The sequence below is a fragment of the Streptomyces sp. P1-3 genome, assembly GCF_050613155.1.
In the GTDB taxonomy this organism is placed as follows: Bacteria; Actinomycetota; Actinomycetes; order Streptomycetales; family Streptomycetaceae; genus Streptomyces.
In genome coordinates this window covers 5004020-5021719 of record NZ_CP192512.1, presented here as the reverse complement: position 1 = coordinate 5021719, position 17700 = coordinate 5004020, and the positions used below count along the sequence as shown (strand labels likewise).

General features: G+C 71.7%; 10 protein-coding genes and 1 pseudogene. 2 read left to right on the top strand and 9 right to left on the bottom strand.

Annotated elements, in window-relative coordinates; all coding sequences use genetic code 11:
* Nucleotides 1-54: 54 nt before the first annotated feature.
* From ACQUSR_RS21765 to ACQUSR_RS21750, 4 genes and pseudogenes are all read right to left on the bottom strand, one after another.
* Nucleotides 55-4938: pseudogene (locus tag ACQUSR_RS21765) on the bottom strand (type I polyketide synthase); the annotation flags it as partial.
* Between the two features lie 295 nt (nucleotides 4939-5233).
* Complete coding sequence (locus tag ACQUSR_RS21760; protein WP_431044268.1) at nucleotides 5234-6781, bottom strand: PH domain-containing protein; 1548 nt, start codon at nucleotides 6779-6781, stop codon at nucleotides 5234-5236.
* Nucleotides 6778-7260, bottom strand: coding sequence for a PH domain-containing protein (locus ACQUSR_RS21755; RefSeq protein WP_431044267.1), 483 nt, complete (start codon nucleotides 7258-7260; stop codon nucleotides 6778-6780). The genes ACQUSR_RS21760 and ACQUSR_RS21755 overlap by 4 nt, the downstream gene beginning before the upstream one ends.
* A gap of 71 nt (nucleotides 7261-7331) precedes the next feature.
* Entirely contained in the window at nucleotides 7332-7883 is a 552-nt protein-coding gene (locus ACQUSR_RS21750) for a hypothetical protein (protein WP_431044266.1), read from the bottom strand.
* Between the two features lie 179 nt (nucleotides 7884-8062).
* On the opposite strand from ACQUSR_RS21750, the gene ACQUSR_RS21745 reads away from it, so the two are divergent.
* Complete coding sequence (locus tag ACQUSR_RS21745; protein ID WP_431044265.1) at nucleotides 8063-9307, top strand: sensor histidine kinase; 1245 nt, start codon at nucleotides 8063-8065, stop codon at nucleotides 9305-9307.
* 42 nt (nucleotides 9308-9349) lie between these two features.
* On the top strand, nucleotides 9350-9994 hold the full coding sequence (locus ACQUSR_RS21740; RefSeq protein WP_431044264.1) for a response regulator: 645 nt from the start codon (nucleotides 9350-9352) through the stop codon (nucleotides 9992-9994).
* A gap of 94 nt (nucleotides 9995-10088) precedes the next feature.
* On the opposite strand, the gene ACQUSR_RS21735 is transcribed toward ACQUSR_RS21740, so the two are convergent.
* From ACQUSR_RS21735 to ACQUSR_RS21715, 5 genes are all read right to left on the bottom strand, one after another.
* A complete protein-coding gene (locus tag ACQUSR_RS21735) occupies nucleotides 10089-12920 on the bottom strand; it encodes an AAA family ATPase (RefSeq protein WP_431044263.1) in 2832 nt (943 codons plus the stop codon).
* Between the two features lie 96 nt (nucleotides 12921-13016).
* Nucleotides 13017-13778, bottom strand: coding sequence for a thioesterase II family protein (locus tag ACQUSR_RS21730; RefSeq protein WP_431044262.1), 762 nt, complete (start codon nucleotides 13776-13778; stop codon nucleotides 13017-13019).
* 297 nt (nucleotides 13779-14075) lie between these two features.
* On the bottom strand, nucleotides 14076-15827 hold the full coding sequence (locus ACQUSR_RS21725) for an acetyl/propionyl/methylcrotonyl-CoA carboxylase subunit alpha (RefSeq protein WP_431044261.1): 1752 nt from the start codon (nucleotides 15825-15827) through the stop codon (nucleotides 14076-14078).
* Between the two features lie 57 nt (nucleotides 15828-15884).
* Nucleotides 15885-16811, bottom strand: coding sequence for an alpha/beta hydrolase (locus ACQUSR_RS21720; RefSeq protein ID WP_431044260.1), 927 nt, complete (start codon nucleotides 16809-16811; stop codon nucleotides 15885-15887).
* 154 nt (nucleotides 16812-16965) lie between these two features.
* Nucleotides 16966-17697: a 2-hydroxychromene-2-carboxylate isomerase gene (locus ACQUSR_RS21715; RefSeq protein WP_431044259.1), complete on the bottom strand. Its 732-nt coding sequence runs from the start codon at nucleotides 17695-17697 to the stop codon at nucleotides 16966-16968.
* Between the last annotated feature and the right edge of the window lie 3 nt (nucleotides 17698-17700).

The window sequence follows — 17700 nt, the reverse complement described above, 5'->3', positions numbered from 1 at the left end:
TTCGGCGCGCAGGTGCTCCGCGAGCGCCGAGGCCGTCGGGTAGTCGTAGACAAGCGTGGTGGGAAGCCGCAGCCCACTCGCCGCACCCAGCCGGTTCCGCAGCTCGACAGCGGTCAGGGAGTCGAAGCCCAGCTCCTTGAACGCCCGCCCGGCCTCGACCGCGTCGGCACCACTGTGCCCCAGCACCGCCGCCACCTGCGTACGGACCAACTCCAGCAGGACGCGGTCCCGCTCCGCGTCGGGGAGCCCGGCCAGCCGCTCGGTCAGAGGGGACGCCGCGTCGGCGTCGGTGACGAGGCGGGCGCCGTCCACGGCGTTCGGGACCGGGCCCGCCTCGGGGAGATCGGCGAGCAACGGGCTCGGCCGCACCGCCGTGAACCCCGGCAGGAAGCGGTCCCAGTCGATGTCGGCGACGGTCAGCGCGGTCTCGTCCAGATCGAGCGCCTGTTGGAGGGCGGTGATCGCCGGCTCGGGCGCCATGGGCGGCATGCCCTCGCGGCGCATCCGCTGCTCCAGTGCCTCGTCGGCGGCCATCCCCGTACCGGCCCACGGGCCCCACGCGATCGACGTCGCCGGAAGCCCCTCCGCCCGCCTCCGCTCGGCCAACGCATCCAAGAAGGTGTTGGCTGCCGCGTAGTTGGCCTGACCCGCGGCTCCGACGGTGCCGCTGATCGACGAGAACAGGACGAACGCGGACAGGTCGAGGTCGCGGGTCAGCTCGTGCAGGTTCTGCGCGGACGCGGCCTTCGCCCGCAGCACCCGCTCCACCCGCTCGGCATCCAACGCGTCCAGGACACCATCGTCCAGCACACCCGCCGCGTGCACCACGGCCGTCAACGGGAACTCCGCCGGCAGCTCAGCCAACAACCCCGCCAAAGCCGCCCGATCGGCGACATCACACGCCGCGACCGTCACCCGGGCACCGGACGCCGCCAGCTCATCCAGCAGCTCCACCGCGCCCGGCGCGTCCAGACCGCGACGGCTGGTCAGCACGACATGCTCGGCACCGCTGCCGATCAGCCAACGGGCCACATGCGCACCCAGCGCACCCGTACCACCCGTGACCAGCACAGTCCCGGAGCCGGGCCGCCAGCCACGACCACTCGTGGACGGCGCCGAAGCCCGCGTCAGACGACGCCCGAAGACACCGGAGGACCGGACCGCCACCTGGTCCTCGCCACCGCCGCCCGCCAGCACACCGGCCAGCCGCGCCAGACCCCGCTCATCCACGGCCTCGGGAAGGTCGACCAGGCCACCCCACCGCTCCGGCAGTTCGAGTGCCGCGACCCGTCCCAAGCCCCATACCTGCGCCTGAACGGGGCTCACGGACGCGTCCGAGCGCCCGACCGAGACCGCGCCCCGCGTGGCCACCCACAACGGAGCAGCCACCCCGGCGTCACCCAGCGCCTGCACCAGCGTCACTGTGGACAGAAGTCCGCCGACGCCCTCGGCGGCCAGCAGCGAGAACACGCCCGCGACGGGCCTGCCGGCGGCCGCCGTACGCAGCAGTTCGGCCACACCGGGCCGGGCCTCGGCGCCGACCTCGACCAGCCGGACCTCGGCGCCCCGCTCGGACAGTGCCCGCGCCACTGCGGCGGCCCACGGGGCGGTGCCCTCTCCGGCGGGGGCGGTGACCAGCCATGTGCCGTGCGGGGTCCCCTCGGGGCGGTCCGTCAGCGGCTTCCAGGTCGCCCGGTAGCGCCAGCCGTCCACCGTCGAACGCTCCGCCTGCTGCCGCCGCCACGACGACAACGCGGGCAGCGCGTCACCCAGCGACAACCCCGGATCCACCGCCAACTCCGCCGCCAGCGCATCCAGATCGCCGCGCTCCACGGCCTCCCAGAACCGACCGTCGACAACGCCGTGCGACGCGGTCCCCGGCGCCGGGGCCGCCTCCAACCAGAACCGCTCGCGCTGGAACGCATACGTCGGCAGGTCGATCCGCCGGGCTCCCGTACCGGCGTACACCGCGCCCCAGTTGACCTTCTTGCCCCGGACGTACGCCTGGGCGACCGCCCGGGTCAGCGTCTCCGGCTCCGGGCGGGCGGCGCGCAGCGTGGGGGTGAGGACGGCGCCGTCGGCGTCGGGCAGGCAGTCCTGGGCCATGGCGGTCAGTACGCCGTCGGGGCCGAGTTCCAGGAAGGTGGTGGCGCCCCGGTCGGCGAGGGCGCGTACGCCGTCGTGGAAGCGCACGGCCTCCCGTACGTGCCGGACCCAGTATTCGGGCGAGCAGAGTTCCTCGGCGGAGGCCGGGCGTCCGGTGACGGTGGAGACGACGGGGATGCGCGGGGGCGCGTACTCCAGGACCTGGGCGACGCGCCGGAACTCGGCGAGCATGCCGTCCATGTGCGGCGAGTGGAAGGCGTGGCTCACCGTCAGCCGCTTGGTCTTGCGGCCTTGGGTCTCGAAGTGGGCCGCGATCCGCTGCACGGCGTCCTCGTCGCCGGAGACGACGACGGACGCGGGCCCGTTGACGGCGGCGATGCCCGCGTGCTCGGTGAGCAGCGGCAGCACCTCGTCCTCGGTCGCCTGCACGGCGGCCATGGCGCCGCCTGCGGGGAGTTCCTGCATGAGGCGGCCGCGTGCCGCGACCAGGGCGGCCGCGTCCTCCAGGGTGAACACGCCCGCCACGTGGGCGGCGGCGAGTTCGCCGATGGAGTGCCCGGCGAGCAGGTCGGGGCGCAGGCCCCAGGACTCGACGAGGCGGTACAGGGCGACCTCGACGGCGAACAGCGCGGGCTGGGTGTATGCCGTCTGGTCCAGCAGCGCGGCGTCGGGCGAGCCCGCTTCGGCGAAGAGGACGTCCCGCAGCGGGACGTCGAGTTGCTCCTCCAGGTGCCAGCAGGCGTCGTCCAGCGCGTCGGCGAAGACGGGGTAGGCGTCGTACAGTTCGCGGCCCATGCCCAGCCGCTGGCTGCCCTGGCCGGTGAAGAGGAACGCGAGCTTTCCGGCGGCGGGCGCGCCGTGTACGGCGGCGGGGGTGTCGCCGCCGTCGGCGAGGGTCCGCAGGTCCTCCAGGGTGGTGGCGCGGTCGGTGGCGAGGAGGACGGCGCGCTGCTCGAAGGTGGCGCGGGTGGTGGCCAGGGAGTAGCCGATGTCGGTGAGGGCGAGGTGCGGCTGGGCGTCGAGCCGGGCGCGCAGTCGGCGGGCCTGGGCGCGCAGTGCCTCGGCCGACTTGGCCGAGAGCACCCACGGCAGCACGGCGGGCGAAGCCTCGGCGGCGGCCTCTGAGACGGCCACAGCGGGGGCCTCTGAGGTTGCCTCCGGAGCAGCCGGGCCAGTGGCGTCCTGGGGGATCTCGGCCGCGGGGACCGGCGGCTGCTCGATGATGGCGTGGGCGTTGGTGCCGCTCATGCCGAAGGAGGAGACGGCGGCGCGCCGGATCCGCCCCGCGGCGGGCCACTCCCGTGCCTCGGTGAGCAGTTCGACGGCGCCCGCCGACCAGTCGACGTGCGGCGACGGCTCGTCGACGTGCAGCGTGCGCGGCAGCACGCCGTGGCGCATCGCCATGACCATCTTGATGATGCCGCCGACCCCGGCGGCGGACTGGGTGTGGCCGATGTTCGACTTCAGCGAGCCCAGCCAGAGCGGCCGGTCCTCGGGGCGGTGCCGGCCGTAGGTGGCCAGCAGGGCCTGCGCCTCGATCGGGTCGCCCAGCGTCGTCCCCGTACCGTGCGCCTCGACGACGTCCACGTCGGCGGCGGTCAGCCGGGCGTTGGCCAGGGCTTGGCGGATGACGCGCTGCTGGGAGGGTCCGCTGGGGGCGGTGAGGCCGTTGCTGGCGCCGTCCTGGTTGATGGCGGTGCCGCGGATGACGGCCAGCACCCGGTGGCCGTTGGCCTGTGCGTCGGCCAGCCGCTCGACCAGCAGCATGCCGACGCCCTCGCCCCACGCGGTGCCGTCGGCGGCGGCGGCGAACGGCTTGCAGCGGCCGTCCGGGGCGAGCCCGCGCTGGCGGCTGAAGGCGATGAACGAGCCGGGGTTGGCCATGACGGCGACGCCGCCGGCCAGGGCGAGGGAGCATTCGCCGTTGCGCAGTGCCTGGACGGCCAGGTGGAGCGCGACCAGCGACGACGAGCACGCCGTGTCGACGGTGACGGTGGGGCCTTCGAAGCCGAAGGTGTAGGCGATCCGGCCGGAGGCGACGCTGGCGGCGTTGCCGGTGACCAGGTAGCCCTCCATGCCCGCCTCGGCCTCGTGCAGGCGGGGGCCGTAGTCCTGGGTCTCGGCGCCGACGAACACACCGGCCTGGCCGCCGCGCAGCGGCGTGGGGTCGATCCCGGCGCGCTCGAACGCCTCCCAGGCGGTTTCCAGCAGCAGCCGCTGCTGCGGGTCCATGGCGAGGGCCTCGCGCGGAGAGATCCCGAAGAACGCCGGGTCGAATTGATCGGCGTCGTGCAGGAATCCGCCTTCGCGGGTATAGCTGCTGCCCGGGGTGTCGGGGTCGGGGTCGTACAGCCCGGCGAGGTCCCAGCCGCGACCCGTGGGGAATTCGGAGATGGCGTCCCGCTCGCCCGCGACGAGATTCCAGAGGTCTTCCGGCGAATGGACGCCGCCGGGGAATCGGCAGCTCATTCCCACGATGGCGATGGGCCCATCGTCGGCAAACGAGGCGGCGACAACCGGTCCGGCGTCCGTCTCCGACTCACCCAGCAGCGCGGCGCGCAGGTGGGTGACGAGGTCGTGGGGCGTGGGGTGGTCGAAGGCGAGGGTGACGGGCAGCCGCAGTCCGGTGGCGGCGGTCAGCCGGGCGTGCAGGTCGACGGCGGCGAGCGAGTCGAAGCCCAGGTCCAGGAAGGAGCGGTGGGGTTCGAGGAGCTCCGGAGCGTTGTCACGCAGGGCGGCCCGGATGAGGACGGCGACCCAGTCCCACAGCGTCTCGGTGCGCTCGGCCTCGGGCAGCTCCGCGAGCCGCTGCTGCCACGACGCCACCGGCATGCGCTCGGGCGTGAAATCCTCGGACCCACTCATCATCGCGCCCCATTACCCCCGCAGACATAATCCAAGACCGTTCGCCAGCCTTACACGGGGCGGGGGCCCGAGAAACCCCTTCAAACCCCCTAGGGACCCCTATTTTTCTGCGCGGGCGCACAATTCATCGGTGTTATCCAGGGTGCACGAGAATGCCGCGCCAGACAAGGAATTCCTTTCCCCTGGACACAATTAGAGGTGGAGGGGCGGCCTTGCGGTCCGCCCCTCCACCTCTCGGGGGATTCGCCAGTTGGTCTGGGGGTCAGCCGCGGTCCGGCACCCGTTCGATGAACGGGGCGAGCAGCTGGGGTACGGCGCCTTCGGCGAGCATCAGCCCTTCGGTGACGGACACGTCGCGGACCTGATAGACGCCGTCACCGGCGGCCGTGGTGGCGCCGAGGGTGAGCAGTCCGGCCCGGCGCTGGAAGGCGGACCGCGAGATCTTCCAGCCGATGATGCCGTCGCGCTGCAGGGCGACAGTGCGGTGGGCGAACGTCCCCGAGCTGGCGACCAGGTAGCGGCCGCGAAGGCCGTGGCCGAGGGTGCGGTAGGCGTCGTAGGCAAAGGCCAGCAGCAGCGGCAGCAGCACGAGAGCGGTGATCCAGCCCGCCGTGACGAGCGCGGGGCTGAGCCACAGGCCGAGGCCCACGGGGACGGCGGCGATGAGGATCGTGGCGGTGATCGCGCGGCTGATCCGGCGGCGCAGGGCGGCCTTGGGGTGCGGGGTCAGCCCGGCCCGTTCGGTGAGGGCAGGGTGTTCCACCAGCACGTCGGCGGCGACCCGGCGGGCCTCGTCGCGGGGGGTGGGCGGGGTCAGCACGCGGCGCCTGCGGTTGTCCTCCCGGTTGCCCAGGCCGCTGGCCACGGCGTGCAGTTTGGCGCCCTTGGCCCAGCGCAGCGGGATCGGTTCGATCAGTTCGACGCCGCGCAGTCGACGTTCCTCGATGCTGACGGAGCGGGTGACGAGCAGTCCGCGGCGGATCCGGAACATGCCGCCTTCGGCGCGCTCCAGCCGGTAGCCGGACCAGCTCTCGATGAAGGTGCCTGTGGAGCCGGCGATCCCGAGGACCACGACGACGGCGGCGGCCACCAGGAGTCCGTACCACAGGGGTACGGAGCCGAAGCGGTTCTCCAGGTCCTTGACGACGCCGAGTTCGAGGGGGTCGACCTTCATCTCGCGCAGTGTGCGGTAGAGGCTGCCGGCGACCACGAAGACTCCGCCGACGCCCCAGACGCTCAGTGGGCCGTACCGCAGCCAGGACCAGTCGAGTTCGCTGATCGGGCCGCCCTCGTGGACCGGCGGCGTGCCGCGGCCTGCGTCGCGCCGCTCGATGATCTGGCGGCGCAGCTCGATCGCGTCGGTCTTGCGGATGCCTTCCAGGGCGAGGGTGCGGCCGCTGGAGGCGGACTGCTCGCCGGTGCCGAGCTGGAGGGTGGTGAGTCCGAAGAGGCGGTGCAGGGGGTTGGCGGTGAGGTCGACGCTGCGGATCCGGTCGAGCGGGATGGACCGCTCGCTGCGGAAGAACCGGCCGGTGTGGAGTTCGACGAGGGCGTCGGTGACCCGGTAGCGGGTGGTGAGCAGGCGCATCACGCCGATGCCGCCGATGACCAGGAAGGTGAGGAACAGCGAGCCGAGGGTGATCAGGACCTGGAGGTTGGTCTTCCCGCCGCCGATCGCGAGGCTGAGGAGGAACAGGGCCAGTGGTGCGGCGACGATGCTCAGGTTGACCAGGACGAGCCGGCCGCTGAGCCGCCCCCAGTCGGGCTGGGCCGCGTGGGTGCGCCGCCGGACCGCGGTCTCGGGGGTCACGTCGCGTCCCCTGGTGTGGCCTGGGTGAACCGGGTCAGGTGCGCCACCAGGTCGCCGGCGACCTGGTGGTCGAGGCCCTTGATCTTCACCGCGCCGGCGGCGGAGGCGGTGGTCACGGTGACACCGGAGAGTCCGAACATCTGCTGGAGCGGCCCGCGCAGGGTGTCCACGGTCTGGATGCGGGACAGCGGTACGACGCGCCACTGCTGCCACAGCCAGCCGGAGGCCGCGTAGACCGCCTGGTCGGTGGCCTCCCAGCGGTGGACCCGGTAGCGCCAGGCCGGCATGACGGCCATGTAGAGCAGGCCGGGGGCGGCGGAGATCAGGGTGGCCCAGGCGAAGAACTCGCGGGTCGGCGGGATGGAGAGGGACAGGATCCCGAAGGTGAGCGGGAGGGGCAGGGCGAACAGCGCCGACTGCAGGGTCCACCAGCCGATCGCGCGGCTGCCGACCCGGTGGCGAGGCGGCCGGAGCCTCACGTTCCCATTGTGTTCCACTGCTTCACCCTCGCTCTTGCATCTCACGACGTTGACTGGCCACTGACGGGAGGTCAGCTCGCCGGGTCGGCACCGCCGACGGGCCGCCCGGCGTCGAGCCGCGGAGCCTGCGCCGACGCGGCACGCACCTTACGCATCTTGGTCAGCAGGACGGCGGTACGGGTCAGCACCATGGCCAGCGACATGAAGACGAAGGCGTTGGCGTAGGTGTCCTCGCCGCTGATCTTGTTCTCGATGGAGAAGCGGATGAGGTCAGCGGTGAACCAGTGCTCGGCCCCGTAGGCGAAGACGATGCGCCCGCAGGAGAGCACCACCCACACCAGCGCGTAGCCGATGCCGCCGATGGTGTAGATCTCGCCGGACTCGTGACGGTAGGCGGGGAGCAGCGTACCGGCGATCAATCCGCAGATCACCCCCACCCCGACCCCTACGAGCTGGAGCGAGAGGTCGTTCCCCTGGGTGGGGAGGGAGTGCACGAAGATCGCGATCACGACGGCGACCGCGATCACCGAGCGCACCATGCGCATCGTGGTGATGCGGCGGCGGCCGATGTCGGTGGCCAGGATGATGATCAGAATCGTGCCGCTGGCGACGAGTGCGGACATGAACTGGCTCATATGACGACTACTCCCGGCCGTGCTGGTTCTTCACAGTGCCTTGGTGCACTTCGCTGTGTCGTTTCCACGCTAAGGCGGCGGGGGCGCCTGCCGAGACGACTGAACGGTGGGTTCCGCGTGTCAACCGACCGGTGGACACGGTGGACACCCGTGGTAGGACTGGTGTCGTGCTCAATCACCCTCAGGGGGACGCGCCGGAGGCCGGCGCGTACTACGGCCCCGAGTCGGGAACCCGCTGGTTCGGCCTGTGGGACGGCTTCTTCGCCGTCTCCTATCTCATCACCGCCGTCTTACTGTTCATCTCCGGTGACGGGCAGGTCTACCACTCCATCGGCATCGGCGCGCTGACACTGATCGTGCCCTGGTACGCGGCCCTCGGCCGGGGGCTGATGATCAGAGACACCATGGGGCCGCGGAACCTGGTCTTCGCCGCGGGCCTGCTGCTGCTGTTCGCCGGGACCACTGCGTTCAACCTCTCGGGCGCCTTCGCCCTGTTCGCCATCGTCCCCATGCTCATCATGAGCCTGCCGATGCGTACGGCCTTCGTGCTGGTGACGGTGGCCAACTTCTGGCCGGTGGCGGTGGCGTGGATGCACGGCGGCAGCCTGGGCATGGACGCGCTGACCGTCCTGCCCATCGCCCTGCTGAGCATCGGCCTGTCGGTCCTCCTCGGCATGTGGATCAAACGGGTGGTACGGCAGAGCAAGGAGCGCGGCCGGCTGATCGAGCAGCTGCAGCAGAGCCGGGAGCGGGTGGCCAGGCTCTCCCACGAGGCCGGCATCTCCGCCGAGCGCGAGCGGCTGGCACGGGAGATCCACGACACCCTCGCCCAGGGCCTGACCAGCATCATCTCCCTCGTACAGGCCGCGGAGTCGGAGGTGGGCAGCGCCCCGGAGCTGGCCCGTACCCATCTCACCCTGGCGGGGCGGGTGGCCAAGGAGTCCCTGGCCGAGGCGCGCGACTTCGTCGCCGCGCTCACCCCGCCCGCGCTGCGCGGCAGCTCCCTGGTGCAGGCGGTGCGCCGGCAGGCCGAGGGCCTGGTCGCCGAGACCGGACTGGACGTCAGGTGCTCGGTCCAGGGCGCGGAGAAGCCCCTGCCGATGGCGGTCAGCGTCGTGCTGCTGCGCGCGGTGCAGGAGGCCATCGCCAACGTGCGCAAGCACGCCACCAGGGCCCGGGTGGTCGATGTGGTGGTGGCGTACGACGAGGACACCGTCCGCGTGCTGATCAGCGACGACGGCCAGGGCTTCGTCGCGGACGGCCGGCAGGAGGGGTACGGGTTGCGCGGCATGCAGGCGCGCGTGGAGGAGATCAGCGGGGCGGCGACCGTCACCAGCCGGCCCGGCGCGGGCACCACCGTCGAGGTGGCGGTGCCCCTGGAGACGCCGGCGGCGGAGGTCGTGAACGGATGAGGAACCCCGGCACATCGAGCGGCGTATGAGGAACACGGGCACATGAACGAGGGAACACCGACCAAGCCGATCGCGGTCCTGCTGGCCGACGACCATCCGGTGGTGCGCGAGGGTCTGAGCGCGATGCTGGAGTCCGCCGACGGCATCACGGTCGTCGGTCAGGCCGGCTCCGGCGAGGAGGCCGTCGTCCAGGCCGCCGCGCTGCGGCCGGACATCGTGCTGCTGGATCTGCGGATGGGCGGAATGGACGGCGTGGCCGCCACCGGCCACATCCTGCGCCGGTCGCCGGGCACCAAGGTCGTCATCGTCACCACGTACGAGGACGACGCCGACATCCTCCGCGCGGTGGAGGCCGGCGCGGCGGGCTACCTGCTCAAGGGCAGTTCGCGGCAGGAGCTGATCGACGCGGTGCACACGGCGGCCCGGGGCGAGACCGTGCTGACGCCCTCACTGGCCGGCAAACTGTTCCGCCCGCGCACGGTGGAGCCCGCGCCGCTGTCCGGACGCGAGTGCCAGGTGCTCCGGCTGGTCAGCCAGGGCCTGACCAACGCCGAGATCGGCGCGAAGCTGTTCATCAGCGAGGCCACCGTCAAGACCCACCTGCTGCGCGCGTATCGCAAACTCGGGGTCTCCGACCGCACGGCCGCGGTGATGACGGCCCTGGAGAACGGGCTGCTCGCGCCGTGATCGCCTACGGCAGTCCCAGCGGACCACTCCCGGTCGGCGGGGAACGCGGCGGCGAGGTCGTCGCCGGAGTTCCGGCGCGGTCGGGATCGGGCGCTCAGGCCGTCCCGGTGAGCGCGCTGTCGGAGAGCTTCGCGGGCAGGTCGCGGCGCCGTTTGACCTTCAGCTTGCGGTAGATGCGGGTGAGGTGCTGCTCGACGGTGCTCACCGTGACGAACAGCTTCGAGGCTATCTCCCGGTTGGTGTTGCCGTGCGCGGCCAGGAGGGCGACCCGGGCCTCCGCCTCGGTCAGCACCTCCACCTCCCGCTGCGGATCCGCCTCACGGCCCGGCTGCGCCGGGGCGACCAGGTCGCCGGTCTCGGCGTGGCTGGGGATCAGCTGCCGGCACAGCGGCTCGGCGCCGCACGCCTTGGCCACGTGCCACGCCTTGCGGACGAGCATCCGGGCCCGGTTGAAGTCCCCCAGGGCGCGGTATCCGCGCCCCAACTCACCCAGGGCGACGGCCAGTTGGAGCCGGTCGTCACCCGCCTCCAGGATCTCCACGGCCTCCTTGAGGGCGGGCAGCCGGCGCTTGAGGTCGTCGGTACGGGCCAGGGCCAGCAGCAGCGTGCCGCGCAGCCGGGGGCGGTCGGCGCCGCGCCGCAGTTGGTCGTCCGCCAGTGCCCTGGCCCGCTTCGGCTCGCCGAGCGCGAGCCAGGCCTCCGCCGCGTCCAGCCGCCACGGGACCAGCTCGGGGGCGTCCAGCCGCCACGCCTCCATCAGCTCGCCGCAGGCGGTGAAGTCGCCCAGGGCGGCGTGGTAGCGACCGGTGGCCAGATGACAGCGGCCGCGGGCGCGCAGGTAGTGCAGTCCGGGCAGGGTCTGGAAGAGCGCGTCGGGGATGGGCTGTTCCAGCAGCGCCATGGCCTCGTCGTACCGGCCCATGCCGGTCTCGGCCTGGATCAGGGTGGCCAGCGGCAGGCCGATGCCGACCCCCCAGCCCTGCGCGCCGATCCGCGCCATGGCCGAGCGCGCCTGGTGGGCGGCGACCGGCAGATCGCCCTGGCGCAACGCGATCTCGGCCCGTACCGCGGAGAGCAGGGCCTGCCAGGTCGGGACCCGGCGGGCCGCGCACTCGCCCAGCAGCCGCTCGCACCAGGACAGGGCGAGGTCCAGCCGGTCGGCGTAGACCAGGGCCAGCAGGGCGAAGACCAGCGGCTGGAGGGCGCCGTCGCTCAGGTGGTAGCGCTGCAGGACGCGTTCGGCCTCGATCTCCGCGCGGCCGCCGCAGCCGCCGCCGAGCGCGGTGGCGAGCGTGGCGGCGGACTGGGCGTACGCCTCCCCGGCCAGGTCCCGTGGCCCGATGAAGGCGGTGGGGGCGCCTGCGGCGGTGGGGACGCGGTCGCGCAGCGGCGGGCTGAGCATCGTCAGCCACTGACCGGCGGCGGCGACGGCCGCGCCGGGCAGCGGGTCGGCGGTGCCCCGCCCGCCGGGGGGCATGGTGCGGGCGACCTCGTCGAGGGTGTCGGCGGCCATCTCCAGCCGCCCCGACCACGCCAGGTACGCGACGGTCATGGCCAGGTCGCGCGGGGCGACCAGGCCGTTCGCGGCCGCGGTGGCCAGCTGCGGCAGGTGGCCGTCCGCGGTCGCGGGGCCGAGCCGCCAGGCGACGCTGACCATACGGGTCTTGAGTTCGGCCCGCAGCGGGCCCTCCACGCAGGCGTCGTGGGCGAGTTCCAGGCAGCGCAGGGCGAAGTCGAGGTCCTCTTCGACCAGGGCGTACTCGGCGGCCTCGCGCAGGACGGGCACGGTCCAGCGCTCGGCCTCCTGCCGGGCGGCGACCAGGTGCCGGCCGACTTCGAGCGCGGCCGCCCCGTCGCCGTGCAGCAGCTCGGCGGCGCGGCGGTGGAGTTCGGAGAGGACGGGTGCGGGGACGGCGTCGAGGACGGCGGTGCGGGCCGCGGCCTCGCGGAACGCCGTCCCGTCCAGGATGGCGCACTGCTGAAGGTCCTGGAGTCCCTGTTCGACGGTGCTGACCCCCGCGTCGAGCAGTCTGCCGAGGAAGTGCGGCGAACTCGCGTCGCCGAGCACGGCCACGCCCCGGGCGATCATCAGGATGTCGGGCTCGCCCCGGTGCAGGCAGTCGAGTACGGCCTGCGCGAAGGTCTCACCGGGCGCCGGGCGCTGGCGGGACTCGCCGCGCTCGCCGCCGGCCCGCCAGTCCTCCAGCAGGGCCCGCAGCAGCAAGGGGCTGCCGCCGGTGACGCGGTGGCACTCGGGCGCCAGCCGGGCCGCGACGGCGGCGGAGACATGGCCGGACAGCATCTCGGCGGTGCCGGACTCGGTGAGCGGGTGCAGCCGCAGCCGGGCGCAGTTGGGCTGGCGCAGCAGTTCGGCGTGGAAGGTGAGCTGGTCCTGGCGGAGCCGGGTCGACTCGGTGAGCACGACCAGGACCTTGGCCTGGCGGACCCTGCGGGCCAGGTGCAGCAGGAACTGGAGGGAGTGCTCGTCGCCGCAGTGGACGTCGTCGACGGCGAGGACGAGGGTGCGCTCCTCGGCCAGGCGCAGCAGCACCGACGACACGTCGGACATCATGCGCATGCGTCCCGTGGCGGTGGCCCACAGGTCCTTGTCGTCCAGGAGGCGGGCCGCCTCCGCGCGGGTGGCGGGCGGTATGGCAGCGTTGTCGAAGAGCTTCTTGAGCAGGCCGAAGGGCAGCTCACGCTCGGCTCGGGAGCCGGTGACCTCCAGCAGCAGCGCGCCGGATTCGATGGCGTGTCCGCTGAAGGTGTCGAGAAGGTCGGTCTTACCGCCGGCCACCGCGCCGCTGATGAGGGCGAGTTTTCCCCGGCCCTGCTGTGCGCAGCGCAGCATTTCGCGCAGCGCGGCGACGTGGTTTTCCCGCTCGGAAAGGGTCGCGGGCAGAGAGGTTGACAGGGTCGCAGGCAAAGACGTTCATCCCCCGAGAAAGTGCGGCCCGAGGCCTGACGGTCATTTCAGGCGTCGAGCGTGCCGCCTTGATTGCTTTCCGTGGACTGCCGTGGGTTATCGGGCGCCGGGTGCCGACATTCCGTCGGCCACGATCTTCAGGATCTTCTCCTGGTGGCTGGCCAGGAAGAAGTGGCCGCCCGGGAACACCTGGAGGTCGAAGGCGCCGGTGGTGTGCGCGCGCCATGCCTCGGCCTCTTCGAGGCTGGTGCGGGGGTCCGCGTCGCCGGTGAGGACGGTGATGGGCGCGCGGACGGTGGCGCCGGGTTCGGAGCGGTAGGTCTCGATGGCGGTGTAGTCGCCGCGGATGGCCGGGAGCACCATGCGGAGGATCTCCTCGTTGCCGAGGATCTGCGCGTCGGTGCCGCTGAGGAGCTTCATCTCCGCGACGATGCCGTCGTCGTCCCGGGTGTGCACGTTTTCGTCCCGGTAACGGGACGGCGCCCGGCGGCCGGAGGCGAAGAGGGTGACCGCGGAGAACGCCGGGTCCTGTTCCAGGCGGCGGATCACCTCGAACGCGATGACCGCACCCATGCTGTGCCCGAAGAACGCGGTCGGCAGATCCAGCCACGGCTTGATTTCGGCGGCAATGGCGTCCGCATACTCGGGGATGTTCTCGATCCGCGGGTCCATGCGCCGGTCCTGCCGCCCCGGGTACTGCACCGAAAGGACGTCGATCGCCGGAGAAAGCGCCTGGGACATCGGGAAATAGAACGGCGCGGAACCACCGGCGTGCGGCAGGCAGACCAGCCGGAGCCGACTCTCTTCGGACGGGTGGAATCGCCGGACCCACGTGCTGCTCTCTCGCTGCTCACCCATGATGCCGAAGGCCATTCCTCAGGTTCTCGTGTGGACACTGTCCTGCTCACATGGTCAGACATCTGGAGCACGACGTTCCTGACAAGAGTCATGTCTAGCACGGCACTTGACGTAGGGGGTACCCCTACGTTTAAAACCCCACCCCGAGGGCAGAGAAGGGGCGCCTCCTCGAAACCTTCACATGCGAGATTTCGCCATCCCGGGCTCGAACAATTGGTCGTCAAAGATTAAATTTTCGATATTTATGACCATGGTAGTCCCCCGGAAACCGTGCGTATTCCGGGGGTTACCACTGGTTCAGTCCTTGATCTCGCAGATGACGGCGCCGGAGGTGAGGGACGCGCCGACTTCGGCGGTCAGGCCCTTGATGGTGCCCGCGCGGTGGGCGTTGAGGGGCTGTTCCATCTTCATCGCTTCCAGGACGACTACGAGGTCGCCTTCGGAGACTTGTTGTCCTTCCTCGACCGCGACCTTGACGATGGTGCCCTGCATCGGGGAGGCCAGCGCGTCGCCGGAAGCGGCGGAGCCGGACTTCTTCGCCGCCTTCCGCTTCGGCTTCCGCGCCCCGCCACCCGCAGGGGTGGAGGCGACGCCCAGGGACGCGGGCAGGGAGACCTCCAGCCGCTTGCCGCCGACCTCGACGACGACCGTCTCACGGCCCGCCTCGTCCTCGGTCTCGGCATCCGCCGGCGCGGCGAACGGCTTGATCTCGTTGACGAACTCGGTCTCGATCCAGCGGGTGTGGACCGTGAACGGGTCGGCGGTGAACGCCGGGTCGACCACCACGGCCTGGTGGAACGGGATCGCCGTCGCCATGCCCTCGACCCGGAACTCCGCCAACGCCCGCCCCGCACGCTGCAACGCCTGCTCACGGGTCGCACCGGTCACGATCAGCTTCGCCAGCAGCGAGTCCCACGCCGGACCGATCACACTGCCGGACTCCACCCCCGCGTCCAGACGGACACCGGGGCCGGTGGGCGGGGTGAACACGGTGACGGTGCCCGGGGCGGGCAGGAAGCCCCGACCCGGGTCCTCACCGTTGATACGGAACTCGAAGCTGTGCCCGCGCACCACCGGGTCGCCGTAACCCAGCTCCTCGCCATCGGCGATACGGAACATCTCCCGCACCAGATCGATACCGGTGACCTCCTCGGTCACCGGATGCTCCACCTGCAGCCGGGTGTTCACCTCAAGGAAAGAGATCGTGCCGTCGCTGCCGACCAGGAACTCCACCGTCCCCGCACCCACATACCCGGCCTCCTTCAAGATGGCCTTCGACGCGGCATACAACTCGGCGTTCTGTGCCTCGGACAGGAACGGAGCCGGAGCCTCCTCCACCAGCTTCTGATGACGACGCTGGAGAGAGCAGTCACGGGTGGAGACCACGACCACGTTGCCATGGGCGTCGGCCAGGCACTGGGTCTCCACATGCCGGGGCTTGTCCAGGTAACGCTCCACGAAGCACTCGCCACGGCCGAACGCCGCCACCGCCTCGCGGACCGCCGACTCATACAGCTCGGGAACCTCATCCAGGGTCCGGGCGACCTTCAACCCGCGCCCACCACCACCGAACGCCGCCTTGATCGCAATCGGCAGACCATGCTCGGTCGCGAACGCCACCACCTCATCCGCACCCGAGACCGGATCCGGGGTGCCCGCGACCAGCGGAGCGCCCGCGCGCTGCGCGATATGCCTGGCTGCGACCTTGTCACCCAGATCCCGGATCGCCTGCGGCGGCGGACCGATCCAGATCAGACCCGCATCCAGCACCGCCTGCGCGAACTCCGCGTTCTCCGACAAGAACCCGTAACCGGGGTGGACCGCGTCCGCACCGGAGTCCTTCGCCGCCTGGAGGACCTTGGCCATGTCCAGATAGCTGGTGGCCGGGGTGTCACCACCCAACGCGTAGGCCTCATCAGCCGCGCGCACATGCACAGCGTCCCGATCCGGATCGGCGTACACGGCAACGCTCGCGATCCCGGCATCCCGGCACGCCCGGGCAACGCGGACAGCGATTTCGCCACGATTGGCGATGAGCACCTTACGCATGCGCTCCCTTCCCTTTTTCAGAAGAACCGCCCTTGACGGGTGGTCAGTTGCTCGAAATTACCCCAGACTCCGCTTGAGGAAATCCAGGACGACGTTCGCATAGGACTCAGGGTCGGCATCCAGGCCGAGCAAATGCTCCGCGCGGGGCAGCACATGGGTCTCGGCCTGCGGAAAGCGCTCGGCGAGCGCGTCCACCGACGACGGCGGTACGACGGCGTCCCGCTCCCCCGACAGGAACAGCAGCGGCACCTGGGCAAGCGTGCCGGTCACCGGCGGCGGCCACTGGGCGCCGGTCATCGCGGTGCCCAGCGCGCAGAGCACCCCGGTCACCACCTCCCGGGAGGGCCCGACACGCAGCGGTCCTGGCATCGGCAGCAGGTCGGCCTCCAGGAACTTGCGGATCAGCGGCGGCACATCGTGGCCGGGCCCGCTGTCGCAGACCACGGCGTCCACCGTGAACCCCTCGTGGGTGAGTGCCCATAACGAGCTGAAGCCGGAGAAGGAGAAGCCGTAGACGGCGAAGCGCGCGGCCCCGTAGCCGCGCGCCGTGCGCAGGTGGCCGACGACCGCGGTGAGGTCGCTGGCGAAGCGGTCGCCGAGGCCGAGCCAGGAGGGGTCCTGGCTGCTGGCCCCGTGGTTGCGGTGGTCGAACAGGCAGACCGTATAGCCCGCGTCGTGCAGGAACTTGGCGTGCCGAAGGCTGCGTGACTTGTCGGTTCCCATGCTGTGGCCGAGGACCACCACTCGGTCCTCGGCCCCCGGACACAGCCAGGCGTGGACGTACTTGCCGGTGCGGAAGGGGATCTTCAGCTCCGTGCCGGACAGTCCGTAGTCGCGCGGGTGGGCGAGCTGCCGACCCTTGCGGCGGGGGTGGAACGCGAGGTACGCCAGTGCCGCTCCGTACAGGGGCGCTATCGGCAGGGCCGCCGTCGACAGCACCCGGCTCCTGAGCGTGGTACGCCTGGCCGGTTCCGACTCGGGCATCTGCGTCCTCCGTGAGGTGAAGGGCGTACGGGCAGGCTTGTCCAGCCCGTCGGCGGTCTCCCCGGACACCCTCGTCCGGGGAGTGTGGAGACCGGGGTCCCGGGGCGGAGCCCCGGGAGGATCACCGGACACGGCCCGAGCGGCGGGCGCGGTGTCAGCCGCAGCCCCCTTCGTGGGCCTGGTCACCGGACCTGGCCGCCACGAAGTCCGCGCCGGGCCGTGGCGGCCCGGGCGGCGGGGGCGCCGACGCACGCCGCACACCGCGGGCGCGTACCGCCGCCACGAACGCCGGCAGCCGGTCCACGCCCCAGAACTTGTCGTAACCATACGTGAAAAAGGGGACACCGAAGGCGCCGTCCCGGCTGATCGCGAGCAGCGCCGGCAGCCCCTCCCGCTCGCGCAGCTCTTCGTCGTCGGCGGCGCCGGTCATCCTCTCGACCGGCAGGGCGAGCTCTTCTGCGATGCGGGCCACGGTCTCCCGCGCGCAGATGTCGCGGCCCTCCAGCCAGCGCGCCCGGTAGACGCGCTCGATGTACTCCGGGCCCCTGCCCTCGGCCCGCGCCACGAAATACGCCAGGTGCGGGACCTCCCACACCGGGTTCTCGTCGATCGGCCAGGTGACCGGAAGGCCGCGGTCCCGGGTCAGCCGCCGCACGTCCTGGAGGATGTACAGGTGCTTCTCCCTGGACATGGGGACGTAGGGAAAGCCCCCGCCCGCCGCGTCGAGACGGTGTTCGTTCCGCTCGTCGGGCTCCCACCAGGGGTGCCATTCCACCGCCCCGGCGACGTCCGGATGGTGGACCGTCAGGTCGTGGTGGGCGAGCCACGAGTACGGACTACGGAAGTTGAAATAGAAACGGGGTACCTTGATGCGCCTGCCGGCCACGGC

Bases quoted from the DNA above. Each gene is read 5' to 3' on its own strand.
- ACQUSR_RS21750 (WP_431044266.1), bottom strand. From the start codon at position 7,883: ATGTCCGCACTCGTCGCCAGCGGCACGATTCTGATCATCATCCTGGCC.
- ACQUSR_RS21725 (WP_431044261.1), bottom strand. From the start codon at position 15,827: ATGCGTAAGGTGCTCATCGCCAATCGTGGCGAAATCGCTGTCCGCGTT.
- ACQUSR_RS21730 (WP_431044262.1), bottom strand. From the start codon at position 13,778: ATGGGTGAGCAGCGAGAGAGCAGCACGTGGGTCCGGCGATTCCACCCG.
- ACQUSR_RS21740 (WP_431044264.1), top strand. From the start codon at position 9,350: ATGAACGAGGGAACACCGACCAAGCCGATCGCGGTCCTGCTGGCCGAC.
- ACQUSR_RS21720 (WP_431044260.1), bottom strand. From the start codon at position 16,811: ATGCCCGAGTCGGAACCGGCCAGGCGTACCACGCTCAGGAGCCGGGTG.